General features: G+C 29.1%; 21 protein-coding genes. 18 read left to right on the forward strand and 3 right to left on the reverse strand.

The window, feature by feature from the left end; all coding sequences use genetic code 11:
• Positions 1–236: 236 nt before the first annotated feature.
• The 6 genes from B3Z56_RS10805 (at position 237) to B3Z56_RS10830 (ending at position 6,762) form a co-directional block, all read left to right on the forward strand.
• Positions 237–2,315 carry an efflux RND transporter permease subunit gene (locus tag B3Z56_RS10805; RefSeq protein ID WP_346847993.1) on the forward strand — a complete coding sequence of 693 codons (2,079 nt, stop codon included), beginning with the start codon at positions 237–239 and terminating at the stop codon, positions 2,313–2,315.
• Positions 2,316–2,317: 2 nt separating this feature from the next.
• Positions 2,318–4,282, forward strand: a complete 1,965-nt coding sequence (locus B3Z56_RS10810; RefSeq protein ID WP_346878761.1) for a hypothetical protein — start codon at positions 2,318–2,320, stop codon at positions 4,280–4,282.
• Between the two features lie 199 nt (positions 4,283–4,481).
• Positions 4,482–5,015: a putative ABC transporter permease gene (locus B3Z56_RS10815; RefSeq protein ID WP_346878762.1), complete on the forward strand. Its 534-nt coding sequence runs from the start codon at positions 4,482–4,484 to the stop codon at positions 5,013–5,015.
• A 250-nt stretch (positions 5,016–5,265) separates the two neighbouring features.
• Complete coding sequence (locus B3Z56_RS10820; RefSeq protein WP_242844065.1) at positions 5,266–5,529, forward strand: DUF2087 domain-containing protein; 264 nt, start codon at positions 5,266–5,268, stop codon at positions 5,527–5,529.
• A 112-nt stretch (positions 5,530–5,641) separates the two neighbouring features.
• Positions 5,642–6,373 carry a DUF2087 domain-containing protein gene (locus B3Z56_RS10825; protein WP_346878967.1) on the forward strand — a complete coding sequence of 244 codons (732 nt, stop codon included), beginning with the start codon at positions 5,642–5,644 and terminating at the stop codon, positions 6,371–6,373.
• Positions 6,374–6,549: 176 nt separating this feature from the next.
• Positions 6,550–6,762 (forward strand): hypothetical protein, encoded by a 213-nt coding sequence (locus B3Z56_RS10830; protein ID WP_150843745.1) that lies wholly within the window; start codon positions 6,550–6,552, stop codon positions 6,760–6,762.
• 66 nt (positions 6,763–6,828) lie between these two features.
• Here the strand turns inward: B3Z56_RS10830 and B3Z56_RS10835 are convergent, their stop codons facing one another.
• Both B3Z56_RS10835 and B3Z56_RS10840 read right to left on the reverse strand, forming a co-directional pair.
• Positions 6,829–7,569 (reverse strand): TIGR03915 family putative DNA repair protein, encoded by a 741-nt coding sequence (locus B3Z56_RS10835; RefSeq protein WP_346847996.1) that lies wholly within the window; start codon positions 7,567–7,569, stop codon positions 6,829–6,831.
• Between the two features lie 30 nt (positions 7,570–7,599).
• On the reverse strand, positions 7,600–8,997 hold the full coding sequence (locus B3Z56_RS10840; protein ID WP_346847997.1) for a putative DNA modification/repair radical SAM protein: 1,398 nt from the start codon (positions 8,995–8,997) through the stop codon (positions 7,600–7,602).
• A gap of 161 nt (positions 8,998–9,158) precedes the next feature.
• Between B3Z56_RS10840 and B3Z56_RS10845 the strand changes: the two genes are divergently transcribed.
• Positions 9,159–9,542 (forward strand): hypothetical protein, encoded by a 384-nt coding sequence (locus B3Z56_RS10845; protein ID WP_346847998.1) that lies wholly within the window; start codon positions 9,159–9,161, stop codon positions 9,540–9,542.
• Between the two features lie 88 nt (positions 9,543–9,630).
• Complete coding sequence (locus B3Z56_RS10850; protein ID WP_346847999.1) at positions 9,631–10,347, forward strand: EcsC family protein; 717 nt, start codon at positions 9,631–9,633, stop codon at positions 10,345–10,347.
• A 114-nt stretch (positions 10,348–10,461) separates the two neighbouring features.
• On the opposite strand, the gene B3Z56_RS10855 is transcribed toward B3Z56_RS10850, so the two are convergent.
• Entirely contained in the window at positions 10,462–10,863 is a 402-nt protein-coding gene (locus tag B3Z56_RS10855) for a hypothetical protein (protein ID WP_346848000.1), read from the reverse strand.
• 249 nt (positions 10,864–11,112) lie between these two features.
• On the opposite strand from B3Z56_RS10855, the gene B3Z56_RS10860 reads away from it, so the two are divergent.
• The 10 genes from B3Z56_RS10860 (at position 11,113) to B3Z56_RS10905 (ending at position 21,852) form a co-directional block, all read left to right on the forward strand.
• A complete protein-coding gene (locus tag B3Z56_RS10860) occupies positions 11,113–12,294 on the forward strand; it encodes a site-2 protease family protein (protein ID WP_346878763.1) in 1,182 nt (393 codons plus the stop codon).
• A gap of 210 nt (positions 12,295–12,504) precedes the next feature.
• Positions 12,505–13,170: a CpXC domain-containing protein gene (locus tag B3Z56_RS10865; RefSeq protein ID WP_346878764.1), complete on the forward strand. Its 666-nt coding sequence runs from the start codon at positions 12,505–12,507 to the stop codon at positions 13,168–13,170.
• A gap of 381 nt (positions 13,171–13,551) precedes the next feature.
• On the forward strand, positions 13,552–14,379 hold the full coding sequence (locus B3Z56_RS10870; RefSeq protein ID WP_346878765.1) for a CAP domain-containing protein: 828 nt from the start codon (positions 13,552–13,554) through the stop codon (positions 14,377–14,379).
• Between the two features lie 475 nt (positions 14,380–14,854).
• Positions 14,855–16,519 carry a ribonuclease J gene (locus tag B3Z56_RS10875; RefSeq protein WP_346878766.1) on the forward strand — a complete coding sequence of 555 codons (1,665 nt, stop codon included), beginning with the start codon at positions 14,855–14,857 and terminating at the stop codon, positions 16,517–16,519.
• A gap of 139 nt (positions 16,520–16,658) precedes the next feature.
• A complete protein-coding gene (locus B3Z56_RS10880) occupies positions 16,659–17,315 on the forward strand; it encodes an SIMPL domain-containing protein (RefSeq protein WP_346848005.1) in 657 nt (218 codons plus the stop codon).
• Between the two features lie 122 nt (positions 17,316–17,437).
• Positions 17,438–17,920, forward strand: coding sequence for a DUF6241 domain-containing protein (locus B3Z56_RS10885; protein ID WP_346848006.1), 483 nt, complete (start codon positions 17,438–17,440; stop codon positions 17,918–17,920).
• Positions 17,921–18,158: 238 nt separating this feature from the next.
• On the forward strand, positions 18,159–19,445 hold the full coding sequence (locus tag B3Z56_RS10890) for a hypothetical protein (RefSeq protein WP_346878767.1): 1,287 nt from the start codon (positions 18,159–18,161) through the stop codon (positions 19,443–19,445).
• Positions 19,432–20,103, forward strand: coding sequence for a DUF6320 domain-containing protein (locus B3Z56_RS10895; protein ID WP_035129438.1), 672 nt, complete (start codon positions 19,432–19,434; stop codon positions 20,101–20,103). The genes B3Z56_RS10890 and B3Z56_RS10895 overlap by 14 nt, the downstream gene beginning before the upstream one ends.
• A 10-nt stretch (positions 20,104–20,113) precedes the next feature.
• The gene (locus B3Z56_RS10900; protein WP_346878768.1) at positions 20,114–21,034 is read left to right on the forward strand and encodes an alpha/beta hydrolase; all 921 of its coding nucleotides are present in this window, start codon (positions 20,114–20,116) and stop codon (positions 21,032–21,034) included.
• Positions 21,035–21,075: 41 nt separating this feature from the next.
• Positions 21,076–21,852 carry an N-acetyltransferase gene (locus B3Z56_RS10905; protein ID WP_346878769.1) on the forward strand — a complete coding sequence of 259 codons (777 nt, stop codon included), beginning with the start codon at positions 21,076–21,078 and terminating at the stop codon, positions 21,850–21,852.

The raw sequence follows: 21,852 nt of genomic DNA on the forward strand, positions 1-21,852 counted from the left end.
TAAAGAATAAAGTTAATTTTTATTGAAGGAAAATAGGATTAGAAATTCATTGTTGTAAAAATATTACTTTAAAAAGAGATGATGCTATGAAAAGTGAAGATAAATTAAGATAATATGCCATGAAAACGTTTTGAATAGTGGAAAATTGAAGAAAACTAAGGTAAGTGACAATTGATGAAACTGACTGGTCGGTATAAAATTGAGAGATATTAATGAAAGGGAGATGGACATGAACTATGGCAAAGATATCTAAGAAGATAGCTGAGAGTAGAGTTATAATTTTAGTTTTAGCATTTTTATTACTTATTCCATCTGTATTGGGGTTTATTAAGACTAAAATTAATTACGATATACTAAGCTATTTACCAGATGATTTAGAAACTGTAAGAGCAGAAGAGATTCTAAAAAGAGATTTTGATTGTGGATCACTTAGTATGCTGATAGTAGAAGGTATGGAAGATAAGGATGTAGCAAAAATAAAGGAAAAGGTGGAAAAAATTCAAGGAGTACAAAAGGTATTATGGATAAATGATGTTTTGGATTCACCAATTCCTAAGGATATACTTCCTAGTAGCATACAAGATGTGTTTTATGCTAAGGATTCAACTATGATGGTAATAATGCTAGAGGAAGGTAGTGCTAATATTATTACACAAAGTGCTGTAGAAGATATAAGAAAGGTTGCTGGAGAACAAAGCTTTCTAAGTGGGATGGCTGGAATAGTTAAAGATACTAAGGACTTATCAGATAAGGAAACTCCATTTTATGTATTAATAGCAGTAGTATTATCTTTAATAGTTCTAGCACTGACTATGGATTCAGTGGTAATACCAGTTATATTCTTAGGGAGTATAGGAATTGCAGTAATTTATAATATGGGAAGTAATATTATTTTTGGAGAGATATCCTATATAACTAAGGCTCTGTCAGCAATATTGCAACTTGGAGTAACTATGGATTATTCAATTTTCTTACTTCACAGATATGATGAAGAAAGAGAAGTTCAAAAGGACAAAGTAATAGCTATGGCAAATGCTATAGCAAATACAATGACTTCTGTAGCAGGAAGTTCATTAACTACAATAGCTGGATTTTTAGCTCTTTGTACAATGGACTTAGCTCTTGGTAAAGATATAGGGCTAGTTATGGCTAAAGGAGTATTACTTGGAGTTATATGTACGGTAACTGTTTTACCTGCTTTAATTCTTACATTTGATAGGGTTATTCATAAATACAGACATAAAACTTTACTACCAACCTTTGAGAAGACTTCTGAATTTGTGGTAAAACACCATAAAGCCTGTGTACTAATAGGAATTTTAGTATTTATTCCTGCATTTATAGGTAAGGTTAATGCTAAAGTATATTACAATTTAGATGAGTCCCTTCCAAAGGATTTACCATCTATCGTGGGAACCAATAAGTTGAAGAATGACTACGGAATGACATCTACAAACATGATTTTAATTAAAGATAGCCTTGATAACTATAAAGTTAAAGCCATGGCTGATGAACTAGAACAGGTAGATGGGGTATCCTCAGTAATTGCCCTAGAGAAAATATTAGGACCAAGGGTACCAGAGAGCTTTATACCAAAAGATTTATTAGAAAAGATAAGATCAGGAGGCTATGAGCTTTTTGTAGTAAACTCAGAATATAAGGCAGCAACTGATGAGGTAAAGGAACAACTTGTAAAAATAAACGACATAGTAAAAAAATATGATTCTGATGGATTAGTAAGTGGAGAAGCTCCATTGACTAATGACTTAATCAAAATTTCAGATATAGACTTTAAAAATGTTAGTATTGCATCTATAGTAGCTATATTTATAATTATAGCACTAGTATTTATGTCATTAAGTTTGCCGATAATTTTAGTTATTGCTATTGAGCTTGCTATATTTATAAATTTAGGTATTCCTTTCTATACAGGTAGTGTAATTCCTTTCATAGCGTCAATAGTGATAGGAACAATACAATTAGGTGCTACAGTGGATTATGCTATATTATTAACCTCTAGATTTAAAGAAGAACTTGAAATGTCATCAAACAAAATGGATGCTATGAGAATAGCTGTTCAAAGCTCATCTAGATCAATTATTACTAGTGCTTTGACATTCTTTGGGGCTACAGCTGGAGTTGGTATTATATCTAAACTGGAAATGGTAAGTTCTCTATGTACATTAATGGCTAGAGGAGCAATTATAAGTATGTTTGTAATTTTATTTGTATTACCAGGAATTCTGCTAATTAGTGAGAAAGTAATAATAAAAACAAGTAAAGGTTTTATAAAAAATGTTGAGGAGGCTGCATAAAAATGAAAAGAAAAGCATTATCTAAGAGAGTTATAGTGTTAGCTACAGTAGCAGCTATGATGACTTCTACAGTGGCAATGGCACAAGAAATAAATAAGGATGAAACAGTATATGTAATTTTAGATAGTAATGGAAAACCAGAACAAAAGATAGTATCCACTTGGATAAATGGTGAAGAAAATCTAGGAGAATTTAAGGACAAGTGTAATTTAGATAATATAAAAAATGTTAAGGGTGAAGAAACTCCAACTATAAGTGGAGAGGAACTAACTTGGAAGGTAGATGGAAAAGATCTTTATTATGAAGGAGAAAGTAAGAGAGAATTACCTTTATCAGTTAGTCTAAACTATGAGATTAATGGAAAAAAAGTAGAGCCTAAGGAAGCTTTAGGACAATCAGGTAATTTTAAAATAACTTTAACAGTAAAAAATAATGAATCACGAACAGTTAAAATCAATGGAGAAAATAGAACTTTGTATGTTCCTTTTGTCACAGTTTCAGAAATTATGTTATCTAATGATAAATTTAAGGACGTAAAGGTGGATAATGGTAAACTTATTCAAGATGGAAATAATTCATCAATTACCTTTGTTTCTGCACCAGGATTAAAAGAGTCTTTAAATTTAGGAAGTATATTAGATATTAAAGATACTTTAGTAATAGAAGGAACAACTACAAACTTTAGTGTACCAGCTATTATGATGGTTGCAACTACAGAAGCACTAGATTTAGAAAATATTAGTGATGATGATAGTTTAGATAGTTTGAAAGATTCCCTTGTTCAACTTCAAAATGGTGGGGATGAATTGTTAGAAGGTTCTAAAAAGCTAGTAGATGGTCAAGGGCAGTTAAGTTCCAACTATGCTAAATTTAATGATGGAGTAGGAACTTTAAAAAATGGAGTTGCTGATTTAAGTAATGGAATAGACAGCTTATCTAATAATACTCCTACTTTAAAAGCTGGAGCTGATAAGCTACAAAATGGACTTTCACAATTAAAAGATGCTCAAGGACAATTTTCTAAAGGAATAGAAACTTATGAAGACAACGCTTCTAAATTATTTACAGCCTATAATTCCATAGATAAAGGGATAAATTCATGTTTAACTGGTTCAACAAAGCTAAAAGAAGGATTAGCTGCAGGTAATGAAGGTTTAACTAATCTAAATAATTCTACAGCAAATTTAGATACAATAGCAGCTCAATTAGATGCAATGAGTGCTTCAGTTGCAAAGGTTAATCCTGAATTAGCAAATAATATTGCAAAGGCAAGTGGTGGAATTAAAGCTGTATCTCAGGGACAAAAGGATGGCATAGGAAAACTACAACAAGGAATGAAAGGTGCTTCTATTGGTGCAGGTGACCTTGAAGAAGGATTAAATGGATTATCTAAGGGGTCAAATGAGTTTAAAAATAAAGGGCAACTTTTATTACAAGGTACTAACACTTTAAAGGAAAGTTCAGCAAAACTTAATGGAGCTTCAGCAGAGTTGTATAATGGAAGTACAGCACTATCTCAAGGAATTGGTTCTTTAGTAAATGGTACTAATAAGTTAAGAGATGGAGGTTCATTATTATTAAATGGAAGTAATGAACTATATGATAATTCAGGGAAATTATTAAAAGGTATAAATCAATTAAAAGAAGGAAACACAGAACTTTATAAGGGTGTTGTTAAATTAAAAGAAGAAGGCTTAGATAAGTTAAATGAAAAAGGTAATACTGCTATAAAGGATATACAAGGGGTAGTTGAAGCTAAGGATGAGCTTGTAAAACTTTCTAAGGAATATGGTGCTTTTTCTGGTATGAATAATTCTATGAATGGAAAAGTTAAATTTGTAATGAGAACAGAGGAAGTTAAAGCAGAGGCAGATAATAAGGGAGATAAAGAGAAGGGAGTAGTAAAAGAAGAAGTTAAAGAGGAAAAAGGTTTCTTTAAAAGTTTATTAGATATATTTAAAAAATAGATTTATGTATAGTAATATTAAAAACAAGAGAGGTTCTTAAGAACCTCCCTTATATTTATATTTAAAATATATTATCAGTGTTAACTAATAGTATGTATTTTAAATGAAAGATTATTAAGAAAAATTTTAATAATAATGTAGAAAAACTTAGAATAAATTCATAAATGTAGGTAAAAATACTACCGAAGGAGGAGTATTTATGGATATTGTAAGTTTTTTATTATGTTTTACATTTAATTTCTTTTTCTATGGATTTGTAGGGTGGATAATTGAGAATTTGTTTTGCTATTGTATTAGAGGTCACTTTCAAAAGGATGGCTTTCTAAGTGGACCATTTAAACCTATGTATGCCATAGCTATGAGCATTTTAGTAGTAATAGAATCTACTTTTACAATTAATGTTTATTATTTAATACCATTATGTTTTATAATTCCAACTACTGTGGAATATTTAACTGGAATAATAATGAGAAATCATTTTAACAAAAATTACTGGGACTATACTGATCTTAAGTATAATTTTAAGGGAATTATATGTTTAGAGTTTTCTATAGCTTGGACTTTATTAAGCTTTATTGGAGTAAAGTATTTACAGGTAGTGATAAACCAAGCATATGAAATAATTTATCCAATATGGCCAATTTGTTCTACGATTTTACTAATAATTTTACTTATTGATGAGATTATTACTTTTAGAGAGTTTAGAGAAAAGGGAAAAATTATTCAAAATTAAATTAAGACATAGTAGTAGAATAAGGTCTATATTTATAAAGTATTATATAAACAGGTAGTTAGTATAACTGCCTGTTTATTTTTCAATAAATCCTAATAATAGTTTGTTTAATCTATAAGACAAAAGTATAAGTACAAACAAAATTATAATATATCTATAAATACATAGACAAAAACTTGAATATATCATATTATTATATTATAGAATAATTGAATAATATTTGATTAAGGGAGGTATTATAGTGGAAAAGATGGATAGATTTATTGATGATGAAGGTAGAATAAAAATATGGCCAAAGAAGAAAGAAGTAAAAATTGAGATTCTGAAATATTTAGCTACTAAGTTTAAGTATGACTGTTTATATAATGAGAAGGAAGTTAATGATATTATTAAAAAATGGCATACTTTTGAAGATTATTTTTTGCTGCGTAGAAGTTTAATAGATTATAAATTTTTATGTAGAAAAAAGGATGGATCAGAATATTGGAGAAATAGTGAGGAAACCCATGAATAATAAAATAGATATAAAAAAAAGTAATATAAAGAGTGTTGATACAGAAAATAAAGATATTAAAAACAGTGGAGTTTTAGAAGTAAAATCTAATGAAATATTCTGGAATTCAACCATGGAAGAGCTTAAAAAGGGATATATTCAAGAAGGAGATATTATTAAATGTTTAATTTGTAGTAAAACATTCCAAAATGGAAAAGTATATAGAATAGATGAAGAATTTTATGAATCATGGAAAGCAGCAGAGCTTCATATTCAGAATGCTCATAATTCCATGTTGGAATATCTACTAAATATGAATGGAATTTTTACTGGGGTTACAGATGCACAGAGGGAAGTATTAAAGCTTTTTGCAGAAGGTATATCAGATAAAGAAATAGCCAGTAGATTAGGAGTTGCCACTTCTACTATAAGAAATCATCGATATAAGTTAAGGGAAAAAGAAAAGCAGGCAAAGCTATATTTAGCAATGATGGAATTATTAAATGAAAGTACTAATAAGAAGATAAATAAATTAGAAGAGGGAATTATTTGTGATGCTCATAAGACTGCTACTACTTTAGATGATAGATTTAATATAACTACTGAAGAAAAGCTTCAAGTTATACAAAATTATATTAATGAAGATGGTAGTTTGAAAAGATATCCATCTAAGGAAAAGAAAAAGATTATAGTTTTAGAGCAAATAACAAGAAATTTTACTATAGGAAAAACTTATCCAGAGAAAGAAATAAATAGAATATTGGCTAGGATATATGAAGACTATGCCACTGTAAGAAGAGCATTAATTGAATATGGATTTTTAAGCAGATCTAATGATTGTAAAAAATATTGGGTGAAAGAATAAAATACTATAAGTGTGAATACTTTAAATTAAATTGAAGGAAAAATAGTATTTATATAGAATATACATTATTATTAGATTACAGTATAAACTTAAATAGAAGTAGATTTTAATTAGTAATTTATAGAAAGGAAATGGTATAGAAAATTTATATAAATTTATCTATACTGGGTGACAATATGAAAATAGAATTAGATGATAAAAATATACTTTATGTATTAGACAGTATTCATGGTAAATATATAAGCACAAAGTTATATTTTAAGGAGCATACCAATGAAATAGATAAAATAGGTATGACTACTCCTGAAGAATTAAAAGACTTATATAATAATTTACTTGAACAAGTACATGCTCAAGGAGAGTACAAATTTCTAGAAAAAATAAAGTAATGGAAGGTAGAGTTTCTATTGCATGGAAATAAGGTCATATACAAAGAATAAACTTTGTATATGACCTTATTTTACTTCAGGTAGGTGATTCCAATATCTGGTGGGCATACTTCTACGTGTTAATTTAAGATTTTCTCGTTCCTTTATATTTATAGCATTGTAGAATTCTTTCCAAAGGCTTTCAAAATTATCATTAAGAGAGGAAGTTTCTAGATATTCACCATTAGCTTTAGAAAAAGATGAGATAATACCGTCTTTTTTATTATATATTAAAGCAAGCTCTCTCTTTATATCATGAATTATAAAATTTTGGTCAGAAAATCTTTCTATAAAATGAGTCTGAATAAGGGGAAGAATATTATGATCAGGCTCTATAACTGAGTAAAAGGTAAAGGGAGCTATTTCTTTAAATCTAACAAATCCAGTAAATCTATGAGCTTCTAAAGAGACTCTTCTGCAATATTTATCTACAGTTAAGATAATGTCATTATTTTTAGCTAAATTAATGCTATCTCCAAATTTGTAACAAAGTTTAATGTATTTAAATATTAAATCCTCAGAAGAGGGGAGAGCACTTAAATATAAATAGTATATATTTTTAAGTGTTAAGTAGCTAAGGTTATCTTTTATACTAGAATATACTCTATTAAATTTGTCTTCTTCAGTAGTTATTTCTTCTGTTGTTGTAATTAAGCTAGGAACATATGAGGAAGACTTGGTAATTTTCACTTCCTCTTTATAACTATAGGCATAGAAAATTGTAGTTAAAAGTCCCTCAAAGGAACCATCGTATAAAAATTCTTTCATGTTGTAACACCACCTATAACTTTATTATATTTATAGTTCTCCAGTTATATAGGAACCTCTATCCTCTAGAAGTAAAGTTTTATCTAAGGAGTTTATATCATCTTGGGAGGATGAGGATAATATAAGTTTATTATATTCATTACCTAAAATTGGTATAGAACTGTTATTATAGTTAAAGCCAAGAAAGCTTAATTGTTCATACCTTTCATTTTCAATATAGTTTAAGTCAATTTTAGGTTTTAGCACAGATCTTACTTTTTCTTCATCTAAATCCACAGAACCGTAATACTTACCCTTACATATTATAAAGTATTGAGCTCGTTTTAAAACAACTCCTAATTTTTTTAAATCCTGAAAGGTGAGAAAACCAATTCTTCGAGCACTAATTATCTTTTTAGCGCCTCGAATACCTATACCAGGTATTCGAATTAATAGTTCATAGGAAGCTGTATTAATTTCTAAAGGAAAGATATGAAGATTATTTAGAGCCCAATTAGTTTTAGGATCAAAATTTATATCAAAATTTGGATTTTGTTTATTAAGAAGTTCTTCAGCTTTAAAACCATATACCCGTAGTAACCAATCTCCTTGATAAAGTCTATGCTCTCTAAGGGTAGGTGGGGTTTTGAAATTGGGTAAATTTTTACCATTATTCACTGGAATGTAGGCTGAATAATAGACCCTTTTTAGTAAGAAGTTGTTATATAGATTTTCTGTAAGATTTAAAATATCTAAATCATCTTCTTTAGTTGCACCTACGATTAATTGAGTGCTTTGTCCACCAGGTACAAATAAAGGAGCTTTTTTAGACAGCTTTCTCTCTCCATTACTTATAATTATGTTATTTTTTATGGATTTCATAGGGGTAAATATATCCTGTTTATTTTTTTCAGGGGCTAGAAGTTTTAGGGAATTATTAGATGGAAGTTCAATATTAACACTCATTCTATCTACATATTGGCCAGCTTCTTTTATTAGATCTTCATCAGCTCCTGGAATAGCTTTAAGATGAATATATCCACGAAAGTTAAAATGATTTCTTAGCCTTTTTACAACTGATGTTAATAGTTCCATAGTGTAATTAGGATTTTTAATTACTGCTGAGCTTAAAAATAATCCTTCAATATAGTTTCTTCTATAAAAGTTCATAGTTAAGTTTATCACTTCATCTACGGTAAAGGCAGCTCTTTCTACATCATTAGTCCGCCTATTAATACAATAGGCACAATCGTATATGCAGTAATTAGTTAATAAAATTTTTAAAAGAGATATACATCTTCCATCTGGAGTAAAGGAGTGACATATACCACTAGGAGCAGAAGAACCTAAAGCACCTTTGATTCCTCGACGATTAGAACCTGATGAGGAGCATGATACATCATATTTTGCTGCCCCACTTAATATCCTAAGCTTTTTACTAATCTCCATTTAAACTCACCTTCTACAATAAAATAGATAATCCATATAAGAATTATAACAGAACATTTGTTCGAGGTCAACAAAATAAAATTTATTTTTTGTAATATAGTGTGACTTATTTGAAGCATCATACATAACATAAAATATAGCAAGAATTATGGAGTTATTAAATGAACAATTGTAAAGATAACTATAATTGTAAGGATAAATGTGATTGCAATGACAATTGCAACGATGATTGTAAATATGATTGCAATTATGAGTGCGATTGTGATTGTGATTGTGATTCCACTGACGGTGGAGTAGGTGGAGTTGTTGATGCGAAGGAAGTTAGATGTCAAAGAAAGGAAGATAGACTACTAATATTAATATTAATACTTCTTTATTGTCAAAATGTATATACAAACTCTCAATACTATAGATGTATTAATAGTCAAATGCTAAATTACATGATGTGCTCAAATCGTCAGTTAATGTGTACAATTTTATGTATGTCTCAGAACTTAGTAGATAGCATAGTAGATTGTTGTGCTAATCAAAGAAATCGTAAATAAGAGCAGAGTAATCTGCTCTTTTACAATTGGTTAAAAATATATGAAGTGTGATAAAATAAAGTATATATTTAAGAAATAAGGTGATGAGATGGATATGTACGAAGATATAATATATGGAGAGCTAATAGAGTGGAAAAGAGAAATGATGAGGAAACCTACTATTGGAAATAAGCTTTCTAAAAATATACAAGATAAAATGAACGGATTTATTCCAGAAAAATTTCATGTTATGGTTACAGAAGTTATAAAAAATATGGTTAAAGTAGTTATTTTAGGGTCTGAATATACTACATTGGAACCTATAACATATATGTCAATAATAGAAAGAGAAATGTTAGTAAAGGAAAAGATTCAATTATATAGAAAGGTAGCAACAGTAAGTGGAGCTAGCACAGGATTTGGTGGTTTTTTTATAGGGCTAGCTGATTTTCCTATTTTGCTAAGTATAAAAATTAAGCTGTTATATGAGATTGCTAGTATATACGGTTATGACACAAAAGATTATAGAGAAAGATTACATCTTCTTTACATATTTCAAATTGCTTTCTGTAGTGATAAAAGAAGAATAGAAGTATTTCACATATTAAATAATTGGAAATCCTATTCAGATAAGTTGCCTTTGGATAAAGAAAACTTTGATTGGAGGATCTTTCAACAGGAGTATAGGGATTATATAGATTTAGCTAAGTTTTTTCAGCTTGTACCAGTTATAGGAGGAGCAGTAGGAGCTGTAGCTAATTATAAGTTAGTAGAAAAGCTAGGTGATACTGCTATGAATGGATATAGATTAAGGTATTTTCATTAGAGCAGCAAAATTTACAATTCTAATTTCAATAAAATATCTTAAGAGAACACCTCTTAAATATTATATTGTTGTAGCATAGTTTAAGTTAAAGAAAAAAAAGTCGGAATGTGAAGTTTAATCTACATCCCAACTTATTTTAAAACTCCCGCTATGATCTCCTTCAACTTGTATTTTATATTTCCCATCATGAGGTATGACTATAGTTTGAATTAAAGAATTATCTATGTTTTCAGTTTTATATAATGTGTGATCATCCTCATCAATTAGCAATATAGCCAAGTTTCCACTTTCATTTTCAACCTTTATATTAAGAGTTAACTGGTCATCCATGTCTAACTTAAGAATTTTATATTTATAACCCTTAAAGCTTTTGTAGGTCATTTCTATAGAACTATCTGAAGAGTGTTCCTTAGCTTTACTAGTTTTGTAGTTGCCATCAGTAGTTGAACATTTGTTGAGTAGCACAATAGTAATTAATATACATAGGAGTAGTAGGAGTTTAGTTTTTTTAGCCATAAATAACCTCCACATACACATCTAATATATTATATAAAAATAATAAAGAATTATGCCTAAATTATCTATAAATTATATTTTTAAATTTTAAGAGAGCTATTTACTAAAAGTACATAATATACTTTAAAAGAAACATATGTACTATATATTATCTATATAAATCATAGTATATGTAGACAAGATAATATATAATTTAATATGAATACAAACTTATATTCATATTAAATGTTAATAAAACGGAGGTTTTTAATGATTAATGAAAAAAAAGAAATAACTAAAAATGGAAATAAAAAGAAAAACAACTTTTTATCTGGGCTTATGTTTTTAGTAGTTTGTGGAGCTATTGGAGCTGGTATAGGGTTTTTATCTGCAAGTTATTTTAAAAGTTTTATGGATACCTATATCAAAAGTGATAATTTTCTTTTGGAATTACTTAAATACTATGGACTTATACTAATATTTTTCTTAGGGTATATAGTTCATATTATTATTCATGAAGCAGGACATCTTTTATTTGGATTTATGACAGGATATTCTTTTGTATCCTTTAGGATAGGATCTTTAACTATAATTAAAGACAAAGATAAAATGAGTTATAAAAAGTTTGGTATACCAGGCACAGCAGGGCAGTGTCTTATGATGCCTCCAGAAATAAAGGATGGAAGATATCCCTTCATAATGTATAACTATGGCGGAGGAATAATGAATTTAATAGTAGCAGGAGTGGGTATATTACTAGTTGTTTTAATAGAAGGAATTCCTGTTTTGATTTCAACAATACTAATATTAATTAGTGGAGCAGGTATATTTGCAGCCCTTACTAACATAATTCCATTAAAGGTTGGAGGAATTTCTAATGATGGGTATAATGTTATATCTATGTTGAAAGATGTAGATGCAAGAAGAGGGTTTTATTTACAACTTAGGGTTAATGGACTACAATCACAAGGAATGCGAATTAAAGATATGGAATTGGAAAAATTTAAGTTGAATGAAGGAAGTAACTTAGTGAATCCACTTAATTCTTCACTTAAACTTATGGAGTACAATTGGTATTTGGATAATATGGATTTTACAAGGGCAAGAAGGTGTATTGAAGATTTTACACCATGGATTAATAAGATAATCCCATTGTATAGAAATGAAATAAATTGCGAAAAAATATTTTTAGAACTCATAGGTGATTGCAATAAGGAGTTTATTGATAGCATATATGATAAAAATCTTAAAAAATATATAAAAGCTTCTAAATTTATGATAGGAAAAAAGAGAATAATGATGGCTTATGAAACTTTCTATAATAATAATAATGAAAAAGCATTAGGTTATTATGAGGAGGCCATAAAGTTATCTGAGAAGTATCCAGTTAAAGGGGATGCAGAAATGGAGTTAATGTTAGTAAATTGGATTAAGGAGATGAAGAATATTTAATCCAAGACTACCAGTTCAAGTGGAGTTGAAAGCTATGTCTATATAAGATGTAGCTTTTTCTGTTGTATTTATAGAAAAAGAATAAAATTGGAGATAAAAGTTATAATATTTAGAAAATAATGCAGTTACATTTACAACGTAATGTGATAAAATATACAATATAGATATAAAACTTTTTCTAAGGCTATTAATAAAAAGAGGGGGATACTTATGGCTTTAAAGAGGAATGTGGAAGTAACCTGTCCAAATTGTTTGATAAAAAGCAACATTAAGTTATGGAATAGTATTAATGTAACTATAGATGAAGGAATAAAAGAGAAAGTATTAGATAATGACTTTTTTAAATTTAAATGTCCTATATGTGGACAGGTATCAACCTTTGAATATGATTGTTTGTATCATGATATGAATAAAAGAGAGATGATATATTTAATAACAAATTATAGTAGAGATAACGATGAATTAGCTAAAGAGCTAGAAGCATTATCAGATGAAATCTTGCCTCAATTTGGTAATGATTATAAACTTAGAATTGTAACTAGTAACTATGATTTAATAGAAAAAATTAAAATTTTAGACTGTAATTTAGATGATAGAGTTATGGAAATATATAAATTATATTATATTACTAATTTAGTAGACACTAATTTGGATTTTTGTACTAAGAAGATATATTTTGATTATGATATTATTAAAGATAGTATGATTTTTATACTTATAGATGAAAAAGGGGAAACACCATTGTACAATATAGATATGAAAATATATAATTTTATAAGAGATAAATACTTAAATAATATAGAGAAAAAGGTATACAAGGGTTTTCAAGTTATTGATGAACAGTGGGCAATTGGGATTAATGAATATAATAATTAATGATTTAGTATAATTAAGGCGGTATAAATACCGCCTTTTTATTATTAATTCTTCAAAGATATTTAAAAAATGTGGAAAATTATAATGAAAAACATTCAGATATTCATAAATCTTATAAAATTATTTTTAGTAATTTTATCTATGGATATTTTTACAAAAATCCTGAAATCCAGTAATATTCTTATTTTTGGTTTGGTTAATAAATCCATTATGGATAATGGTTACCTTTGGAGGATAATGTATCATTCATTAGAAATTATCAACCATTATAAATTTTAAATTTATATGTTATAAATATAGGACAAGGTGGTTAGACGTAAAAGTACATTAACTACTAGAAAAGTGGACAAGTTATTAAGTCCAAATATAGGAGGAATGGAAATGAAATCGAGAACATTATCAATATTAACATTATTATTAGTAGGAAGTACATTCGTAGGCGGAGTACAAGCTGAAGCTGCTGTAAAGACTAAAAATCAAGTGAAAACTGTGAGTTATAGAACTATAAGTAACAATCAATATGGCAATGTAGATTATACTAAATTTATGAGTGGAAACTTTACAACTGACTTTGAAGCTATGAAAAAAATTATAATAAATCAAAATAATTGTACTACTGTACCAAGTGCACCGTCAAAAGACCAAGTAAAGGAACCAGTAGTGGAACAACCAACAACAGAACCAACTACCAAGCCAACGACACAACCATCAACAGGACAGGATACGTCAACTAAAACTCCTGTTACTGAAGCACCTGTTGTGCCTGAAACACCAGTAGTACCAGAGGCACCAGTTGTTAATGAGAAGTTTATGGCTCAAGTTGAACAAGCTATATTTAATAAAGTAAACGAAGAGAGAGCTAAAGCTGGAGTAGCACCTTTAACTTATAACAAAACTATGGAAAAATATGCTAGAATTAAATCTCAAGATATGGGAGATAAAAATTATTTTAGTCACCAAGACTTAAGTGGAAATCTTATAACAACTAAAATGAAGGCTGATGGAGTTTCATATAGAGCTTGGGGAGAAAATATAGCATATATAGGGGGAGTATCTGACCCAACTGCATTAGCTAATCAATTTATGACTAACTGGATGAATTCAGAAGGTCATAGAAAAAATATACTATCAACTAATTTTGAAAGTATAGGTGTAGGTGTATATAAAGCTGGTAATAGAGTTTATGCAACTCAAGAGTTCTATAAATAATAACAGATAAATTTTAAAAATCAAATATACATTTTCCCATAAAATTAAAAAATGTCCCTTATTGCAGATAATAAAGCTGCAATGAGGGATATTTTTATTAACTTTAATTTTACTAGTTTTTATTTCTTGTAGTAGTAAATTCAGTATATTTCTCTATGAAGATTAATATATTTTACTATATAAATTATTAATTTAGGAGGAAGATATGTCTAGAGGTAGGGGTAAGGAAGATAAAAAGACAGCTAAGAATGCTGGCAAGGATAAGAAGGGTGACAAGAAAGTTAAGAATAAGAATGAGTTAAAGAAGAAAAAATGAACATAGTATTTTAAATCTATAAAAAAGTATAAGGGCTATCTCAAAGTTGAGATAGTCTCTTTGTTTACTATAAAAAATAATTAAATTAATAAAAGTATTTAAATCCATACTATAACACATAATAAATGTATATTAATTAATGTAAAAGGAAGGGATTTTATGGAAGGAAAAAAATGTGTTAAAGTAATACCTCTGGGTGGATTAGGTGAAATCGGTAAAAATATTACTGCCATTGAATATGATAAAGACATTGTAGTTATAGATTGTGGAATAGCATTTCCAGATGAAGAAATGTATGGGGTTGACTTAATCATACCTGATATAACTTATTTAATGGATAATAAAGAAAGAGTAAAAGCTTTTGTTCTTACTCATGGACATGAAGATCACATTGGTTCATTACCTTATATTTTAAAACAACTAAATATTCCGGTTTACGGAACTAGATTAACATTAGGTATATTAGGTAATAAACTAAAGGAACATTTTTTAGAAAATGAATATACCCTTAAAACTGTGGAAGCTGGAGAAACTATAGAATTTGAAGATATTAAAGTTGAATTCATAAGAAATACCCATAGCATAGCTGATTCTTGTTCCTTAGCTATACACACTCCTATTGGGAACATAGTCCATACTGGAGATTTTAAAATTGATTATACACCTATAGATGGTTTAGTTATGGATTTAGAAAGAATATCTGAATTGGGAAAAGAAGGGGTATTGCTTTTAATGGCAGATAGTACTAATGTAGAAAGACAAGGTCATAGTTTATCAGAAAAGTCTATAGGACAGACCTTAAATAGAATTTTTTCTACAGCTACTGGAAGAGTGATAGTTGCAACCTTTGCCTCCAATATACATAGAATGCAACAAATAGCTGATGCTTCAGTTAAGTACAAAAGAAAAATTGCCTTTAGTGGTAGAAGTATGGAAAATATATCTACTGTAGCTATGGAGTTAGGTTATTTACATATTCCAGAAGGAACTATGATAAATGTAGATGACATAAGAAATTACAGAAATGAAGAAGTAACTATAATAACTACAGGTAGCCAAGGAGAGCCTATGGCAGGCCTTGCGAGAATAGCATTTTCAAATCATAGAAAGATTCAATTAGAGCCTGATGATCTTTTTATTATATCAGCATCTCCTATACCTGGGAATGATAAGCTTATATCTAAAGTTATCAATGAACTTTATAAAAAAGGCGCAGATGTTATCTATGAAGCTTTAGAAGATATCCATGTATCTGGGCATGCTTGTCAAGAAGAGTTAAAATTAATACATTCATTAGCTCATCCAAAGTATTTTATGCCTGTTCATGGAGAATATAGGCATTTAAAACATCACAAAGATCTGGCTAAAAGTTTAGGTATGGAAGATAAGAATATATTTATAATGAATACTGGAGATATACTTCAGCTTTCTGAGGATGAAGCAAGAATATCTGGTAGGGTTCATACTGGAAGGGTACTTGTAGATGGTATAGGAGTAGGTGATGTAGGCAACATAGTACTAAGAGACAGAAGGTATTTAGGTCAAGATGGTATGGTTGTTGTAGTTGTAACTATAGAGAAGGAAAGTTATAGTATATTAGCAGGACCAGATATTATAACTAGAGGTTTTGTTTATGCCAAGGAAGCAGAAGATATGATCAATAAAATTAGAGATATAGCAAGAGAAGAAATTGAAAATTCTTTAGCAAATAATCAGATAGAATGGTATGTATTAAAGACTAATGTAAAAAGATCCATAGAGAGATTCTTATATGATGAAACTAAAAGACGACCAACTATATTCCCAATAATTATGGAAGTATAATATACTAATGTTTAAATAACGTGCTACAGATAATAGTTCTCTGTGGCATGTTATTTATTTTATAATAGCTATTAGTAATATTTAAATCCTAATTTAATAAATTTATACTATACAAATTTATTAAATTAGGAGGGGTATTATGGAAGAAAGAGTTATAAGTGTGAAAGGAAAGGGTAAAGCATCAATACCACCAGATACAATAGAAATTAATATGATATTAACTACGTTAAAACCTACCTATGAAGAAGCTATGAATGCTGCTAGTAGAGACTTGGATGAATTGAGGTTATGCTTAAGGAGTGCAGGTTTTGATAAAAAAGATATAAAGACTACTAATTTTAGAGTGGACACTAAGTATGAAAATATTTCTGATGCAAATGGAAATTATAGGAGAGTTTTTGTAGGATATGAAGTTACCAATAACTTAAGAATTGAATTTGAGCAAAATGCCATGATGTTAACTAGAGTCCTTAATGCTCTTGCAGGTTGCAAAGCAACACCTGAGTTTTCTATAAGGTATAGGGTTAAAGATGATACAGAAGTTAAGAATTTACTTTTGGAAAGGGCTGTAGAGGATGCAAGATCAAAGGCTAAAGTAATGGCAGAGGCTGCAGGGGTAAGATTAGGAAAGGTACTAAGTATAGATTATAGTGGGAGTGATATTCAATTATATAGGGATATTTATAGTATGAATAAGAATCTAATTTCTACAGGAGGAGCTCCAAACATTGATTTGCAGCCTGATGATATAGATGTAGAAGATACAGTGACTGTAGTTTGGAGGATGGAAAGTTAATTTATTATGGTATTATAAGAGTAGTTAAGCCTTAGAAATAAGGCTTTTTTTATAAAATCATTGAAAAGTATATGGAGTTATTGATACAATTATTTACATATAAGATAAAAGGGGGTAAGTGGATGAAGGGTTTTTTTAGAAAAAAGTCAGTTATCATTTTTATTATAGTAATTCTTGTAATAATAGCTGCTGTATTTGGGGTAAATTATCTAATGGATAGAAAGTCAGGAAAGTTAACAGCTAAAGAAAATCAACAGGAAATAAAATCAATTAATGAAGAGATATCAAAAGAAGATTCTAAGGAATTGAAGCCAGCAGATTATTATCCAGAAGCAGATGTTTATGATATAATGCATAGAATGGCTAATACTAAGATAATTGCAGAGAATAATAAAATTTGGGGAGAATTATCCATGGAAAAAGAAGAAATTCAAAATTTAAAAAGTATTGTAGAAAAGATAGATTATGAGGATAGAGAAAAACTGTTAGATATTTTAAATAGATGGGAAAAAGGAGATTTCTCTCAGGCAGATAAGGATCATAATTATGTATGGGAAAAGTTAGGTGGAACTATAGGACGAGCTGTAGGTATAAAAGCTGATTAAAAGGTATAGAATTTTTATTCTATACCGTTTAATATTTTTTCACTAATATGGCTAGAATACAAAGGCAGATTAGAATTTTAATTATATATTTAGATTAAATTTTATGTTAATTTCATATAAAATGTTTATAAAAGTTATTAGCTAGATGCAAGCTAATGAAAGTATAGATTAAATTTGATATAATAATTAGTAATTAGGAATTATTATATTAACAATAGTTAAGAAAGAGTGAAGATAAATGAATAAAAAAAGTCATCAAACAAAGTGGAGACGATTAGATAATACAGCAAAAATATTTCCTGTCATTGCTAATGAAAACTTAAGTAATGTATTTAGAGTGTCTGTCACTTTGAAGGGAGATGTAGTACCAGAAATTTTACAGCAAGCATTAGAAGAGGTACTTCCATGGTTTGATGGATTTAACGTAAGGCTTAGAAGAGGTTTTTTTTGGTATTACTTTGAAACTAATAAAAAAATGCCCATAGTAGAAAAAGAAGCTACTTACCCATGTAAGTATATAGACCCACATAGTAATCAGCAATTTTTATTTCGTGTATCTTACTATGAAAAAAGAATTAACTTAGAGGTTTTTCATGCCATTACAGATGGAATGGGTGCTATTAACTTTTTAAAGGAACTTACTTATCACTATGTAGAACTACTTAAAATCAAGGATTCCTCTAAAAAAGTTACAAGGAGACCCAGTAGTGAATGTATACTTGATACTGAGGATAGTTATTTAAAAAATTATAAGAGGTTAGCTAAGAAACCTTATAGTACTAAAAAGGCTTATCAGTTAAAGGGAGAAGTACTATATCTAGATACAGTAAGTGTTATTCATGGTTATGTTGACCTAGCAGGACTTAAATCAAAATGTAAAGAAAAAGGAGTAAGTATAACTAGATACTTATTGGCGTTATTGATATGGTGTATTTATGAGGAATACTTAAATAAGCAAAAACATGAAGACCCTATATCAATTAATTTACCTATTAATCTTAGATCTTTCTTTGATTCTACAACTACTATGAACTTCTTTGCTGTAACAGCCATAGAATTTTTATCTGATGGAAAAGAGCATAGTTTTGAGGATATTCTTTTTATGGTAAATAAGCAGATGGATGAAAATATAACTAAAGAGAAGCTAGAAGAAACTATTTCTTATAATGTATCCAACGAGAAAAAAACTTTAGTTAGATTTGCTCCACTAGTCCTTAAGTATATTGCATTACAGTTAGTTTACGGAAGAATAAGTAGGGGAAATACTATGACTCTATCTAACTTAGGATATATAAAGGTTCTCCCAGAATTTGAGGAGTACATAGAGAACTTTCATTTTATTATAGGTGTATCTAAAAAACAAAAAATGAAGTGTGGAGTATGCTCTTATAAAGATAAAGTGGTAGTGACTTTTTCCTCAGTGTTAGGAGATACATATTTGCAAAGAGCTTTCTTTAGAGCTTTAACTAAAGAAGGAATTGGTGTAACAATAGAAAGTAATGGTGTATTAAATGAAAAGGTGTAGAAGATGTCAAGTAAACATATTGGATGAAACCCATACTTGCCCTCTATGCAGGAGAGTATTAGAGTATGATGAAATGAATGAAGAATCCACAAGAATGTATCCTAATGTTGAGTTTGATATAGGTAAATATAACAAAATAAAAAGAATTTTTTTGTTTATATTAACTGTAGTTTCTGTAGTTTTAGGTTTTATTAATTATATTACCTACTCAGGAGTTATATGGTCTTTAATTGCGGTGGTTGGAATTATATATTTTGGAGTTACAGTTACCTATTCCATTATGAATAATGCTAATTTGGCTTCTAAAATATTAGTTCAAACCATAGGAGCTGGAATACTAGTTGTAGTCATTGATAATGTTACAGGATACATTGGATGGTCTGTGAACTATGCAGTCCCTGCAATGATACTATTTGCTAATTTAGCAATTGTGCTTCTTATGATAGTTAATCCCATGAATTGGCAAAGTTATTTTATGTATCAAATTGCTATTACTATTTTTAGCTTTATTCCTTTGATACTATTTTGGGTAAAATTAATAGATAGACCGTTTTTAGCTATTTTAACTAGTGGAATTTCAATTCTTATTTTAATTGGTACCATAGTTTTTGGGGATAGAAGCGTAAAAAATGAATTAATTCGCAGATTTAATACCTAGGAGATAGAAGATGAAAGAGAAAAAGATTAGTATTCGTGGAAATTTAGTTAGAGAATTAATTAATAATATTACAGATACTTCCTTGGGGGAACCAATTCAAACAGGAAAATTTAGAAAGCATCCTGTAGAACCACCTTGGAAGTGTCCTAATGGATATTTATATGAAAAAATAGAGTTAGATAATTTTGTTATGGAATACTTAAAGCCAGAAGAAAAATCTAACGGAAAAGTAATTCTGCAACTTCATGGTGGAGGCTACATTGGTCCCATGAAAAATGTGTATAGAAGATTTGCAGTAAATTATTCAGAACTAGGTAAAAATACAGAAGTTTTAACTATTGATTATAGAGTAGCTCCAGAGAATCCATTTCCGGCAGCATTAGAAGATGCAATAGCTGCTTATCAGTGGCTTATAGAAGAAAAAAATTTTGAATCAAAGAAAATCATGGTAGTAGGAGATTCTGCTGGAGGAGGATTAGCATTAGCACTGTGTCTTTACCTAAGGGATAATGAAATTTCCCTTCCGGCAGGAATTGTAGTTATGTCACCTTGGAATGATTTGACTCATAGTGGTACAAGTTATATAGAAAATTATGAGCTTGATCCTCTTTTTGGTAAGACTACAAACAATATGCTATATGATTCAGCATATTTAGGAGATAATGATCCTCATAACCCATATATATCACCAGTATATGGAGATTTTACAGGATTTCCGCCAATGCTTATGCAAGTGGGAACCCATGAAGTACTTTTAAGTGATACTCTTACCGTGGCAGAGAAGGCAAGAAATGAAAAGGTTAAAGTTAAATTGTCTGTTTATGAAGGTATGTTTCATGTGTTTCAAATGGCAGGAGATTTAATTCCGGAAAGTAAAGCGGCATGGAAGGAAGTTGGAACTTTTATAAATAAAATTTGGAAAACTAAATAGTGATAATAGATTTAACTATTTTGGGGAAGGGGAATAAATCATTGAATATTATTACTGTAAACAATGAAAATATTGAAAAGGAACATATTTGCTGTGCTATTGCTGATAAGAAAGGTGAATGCCAAGTGTCATCGAAGAAAGCATGGATGAAGGCTAGGTTCGCTGATGGATTGGTATTCAAAAAAGGTGATGTAAGAGGTAAAGTTTTTATTGAGTATATACCTGCAGAGAAAGCTTGGTGTCCTATTATTGCAGAAGAGTACATGTTCATTAATTGTCTTTGGGTATCTGGTCAATATAAGGGTCAAGGGATTTCGAATAAATTATTAAATGAATGTATTATATATAGTAAAAACAAAGGAAAAAAGGGATTAGTAATCCTATCTTCAGATAAAAAAAGATCCTATTTAGCAGATAAAAAATATCTGATTCATAAGGGGTTCTTAATTGCAGATAGAGCAGAGCCTTATTATGAACTGTTATATTTACCTTTTAAAGATGGAGAAAGTAAACCTTCATTTAAGTCATGTGCAAAGGAAGGTAAAATAGATGAAATGGGATTTGTACTTTATTATAGTAATCAATGTCCTTTTACAGCTAAGTATGTGCCTCTTGTTGAGGAAATTGCTAAAAGTATGAATATTAATATGCAGGTTAAGAAATATGAAACTAAAGAAGAAGCTCAAAATTCACCAACACCATTTACTACCTATAGTTTATTTTATAATGGAGAATTTATTACAAATGATATCTTAAGTGAGAAAAAATTTATTAAAATATTAGAAGAAAATCAAGATTACAGTAAAGTAGAGGTATAG

The organism is Clostridium sp. UBA7791 (genome assembly GCF_002480755.1).
Classification (GTDB): domain Bacteria; phylum Bacillota; class Clostridia; order Clostridiales; family Clostridiaceae; genus Clostridium_J; species Clostridium_J sulfidigenes.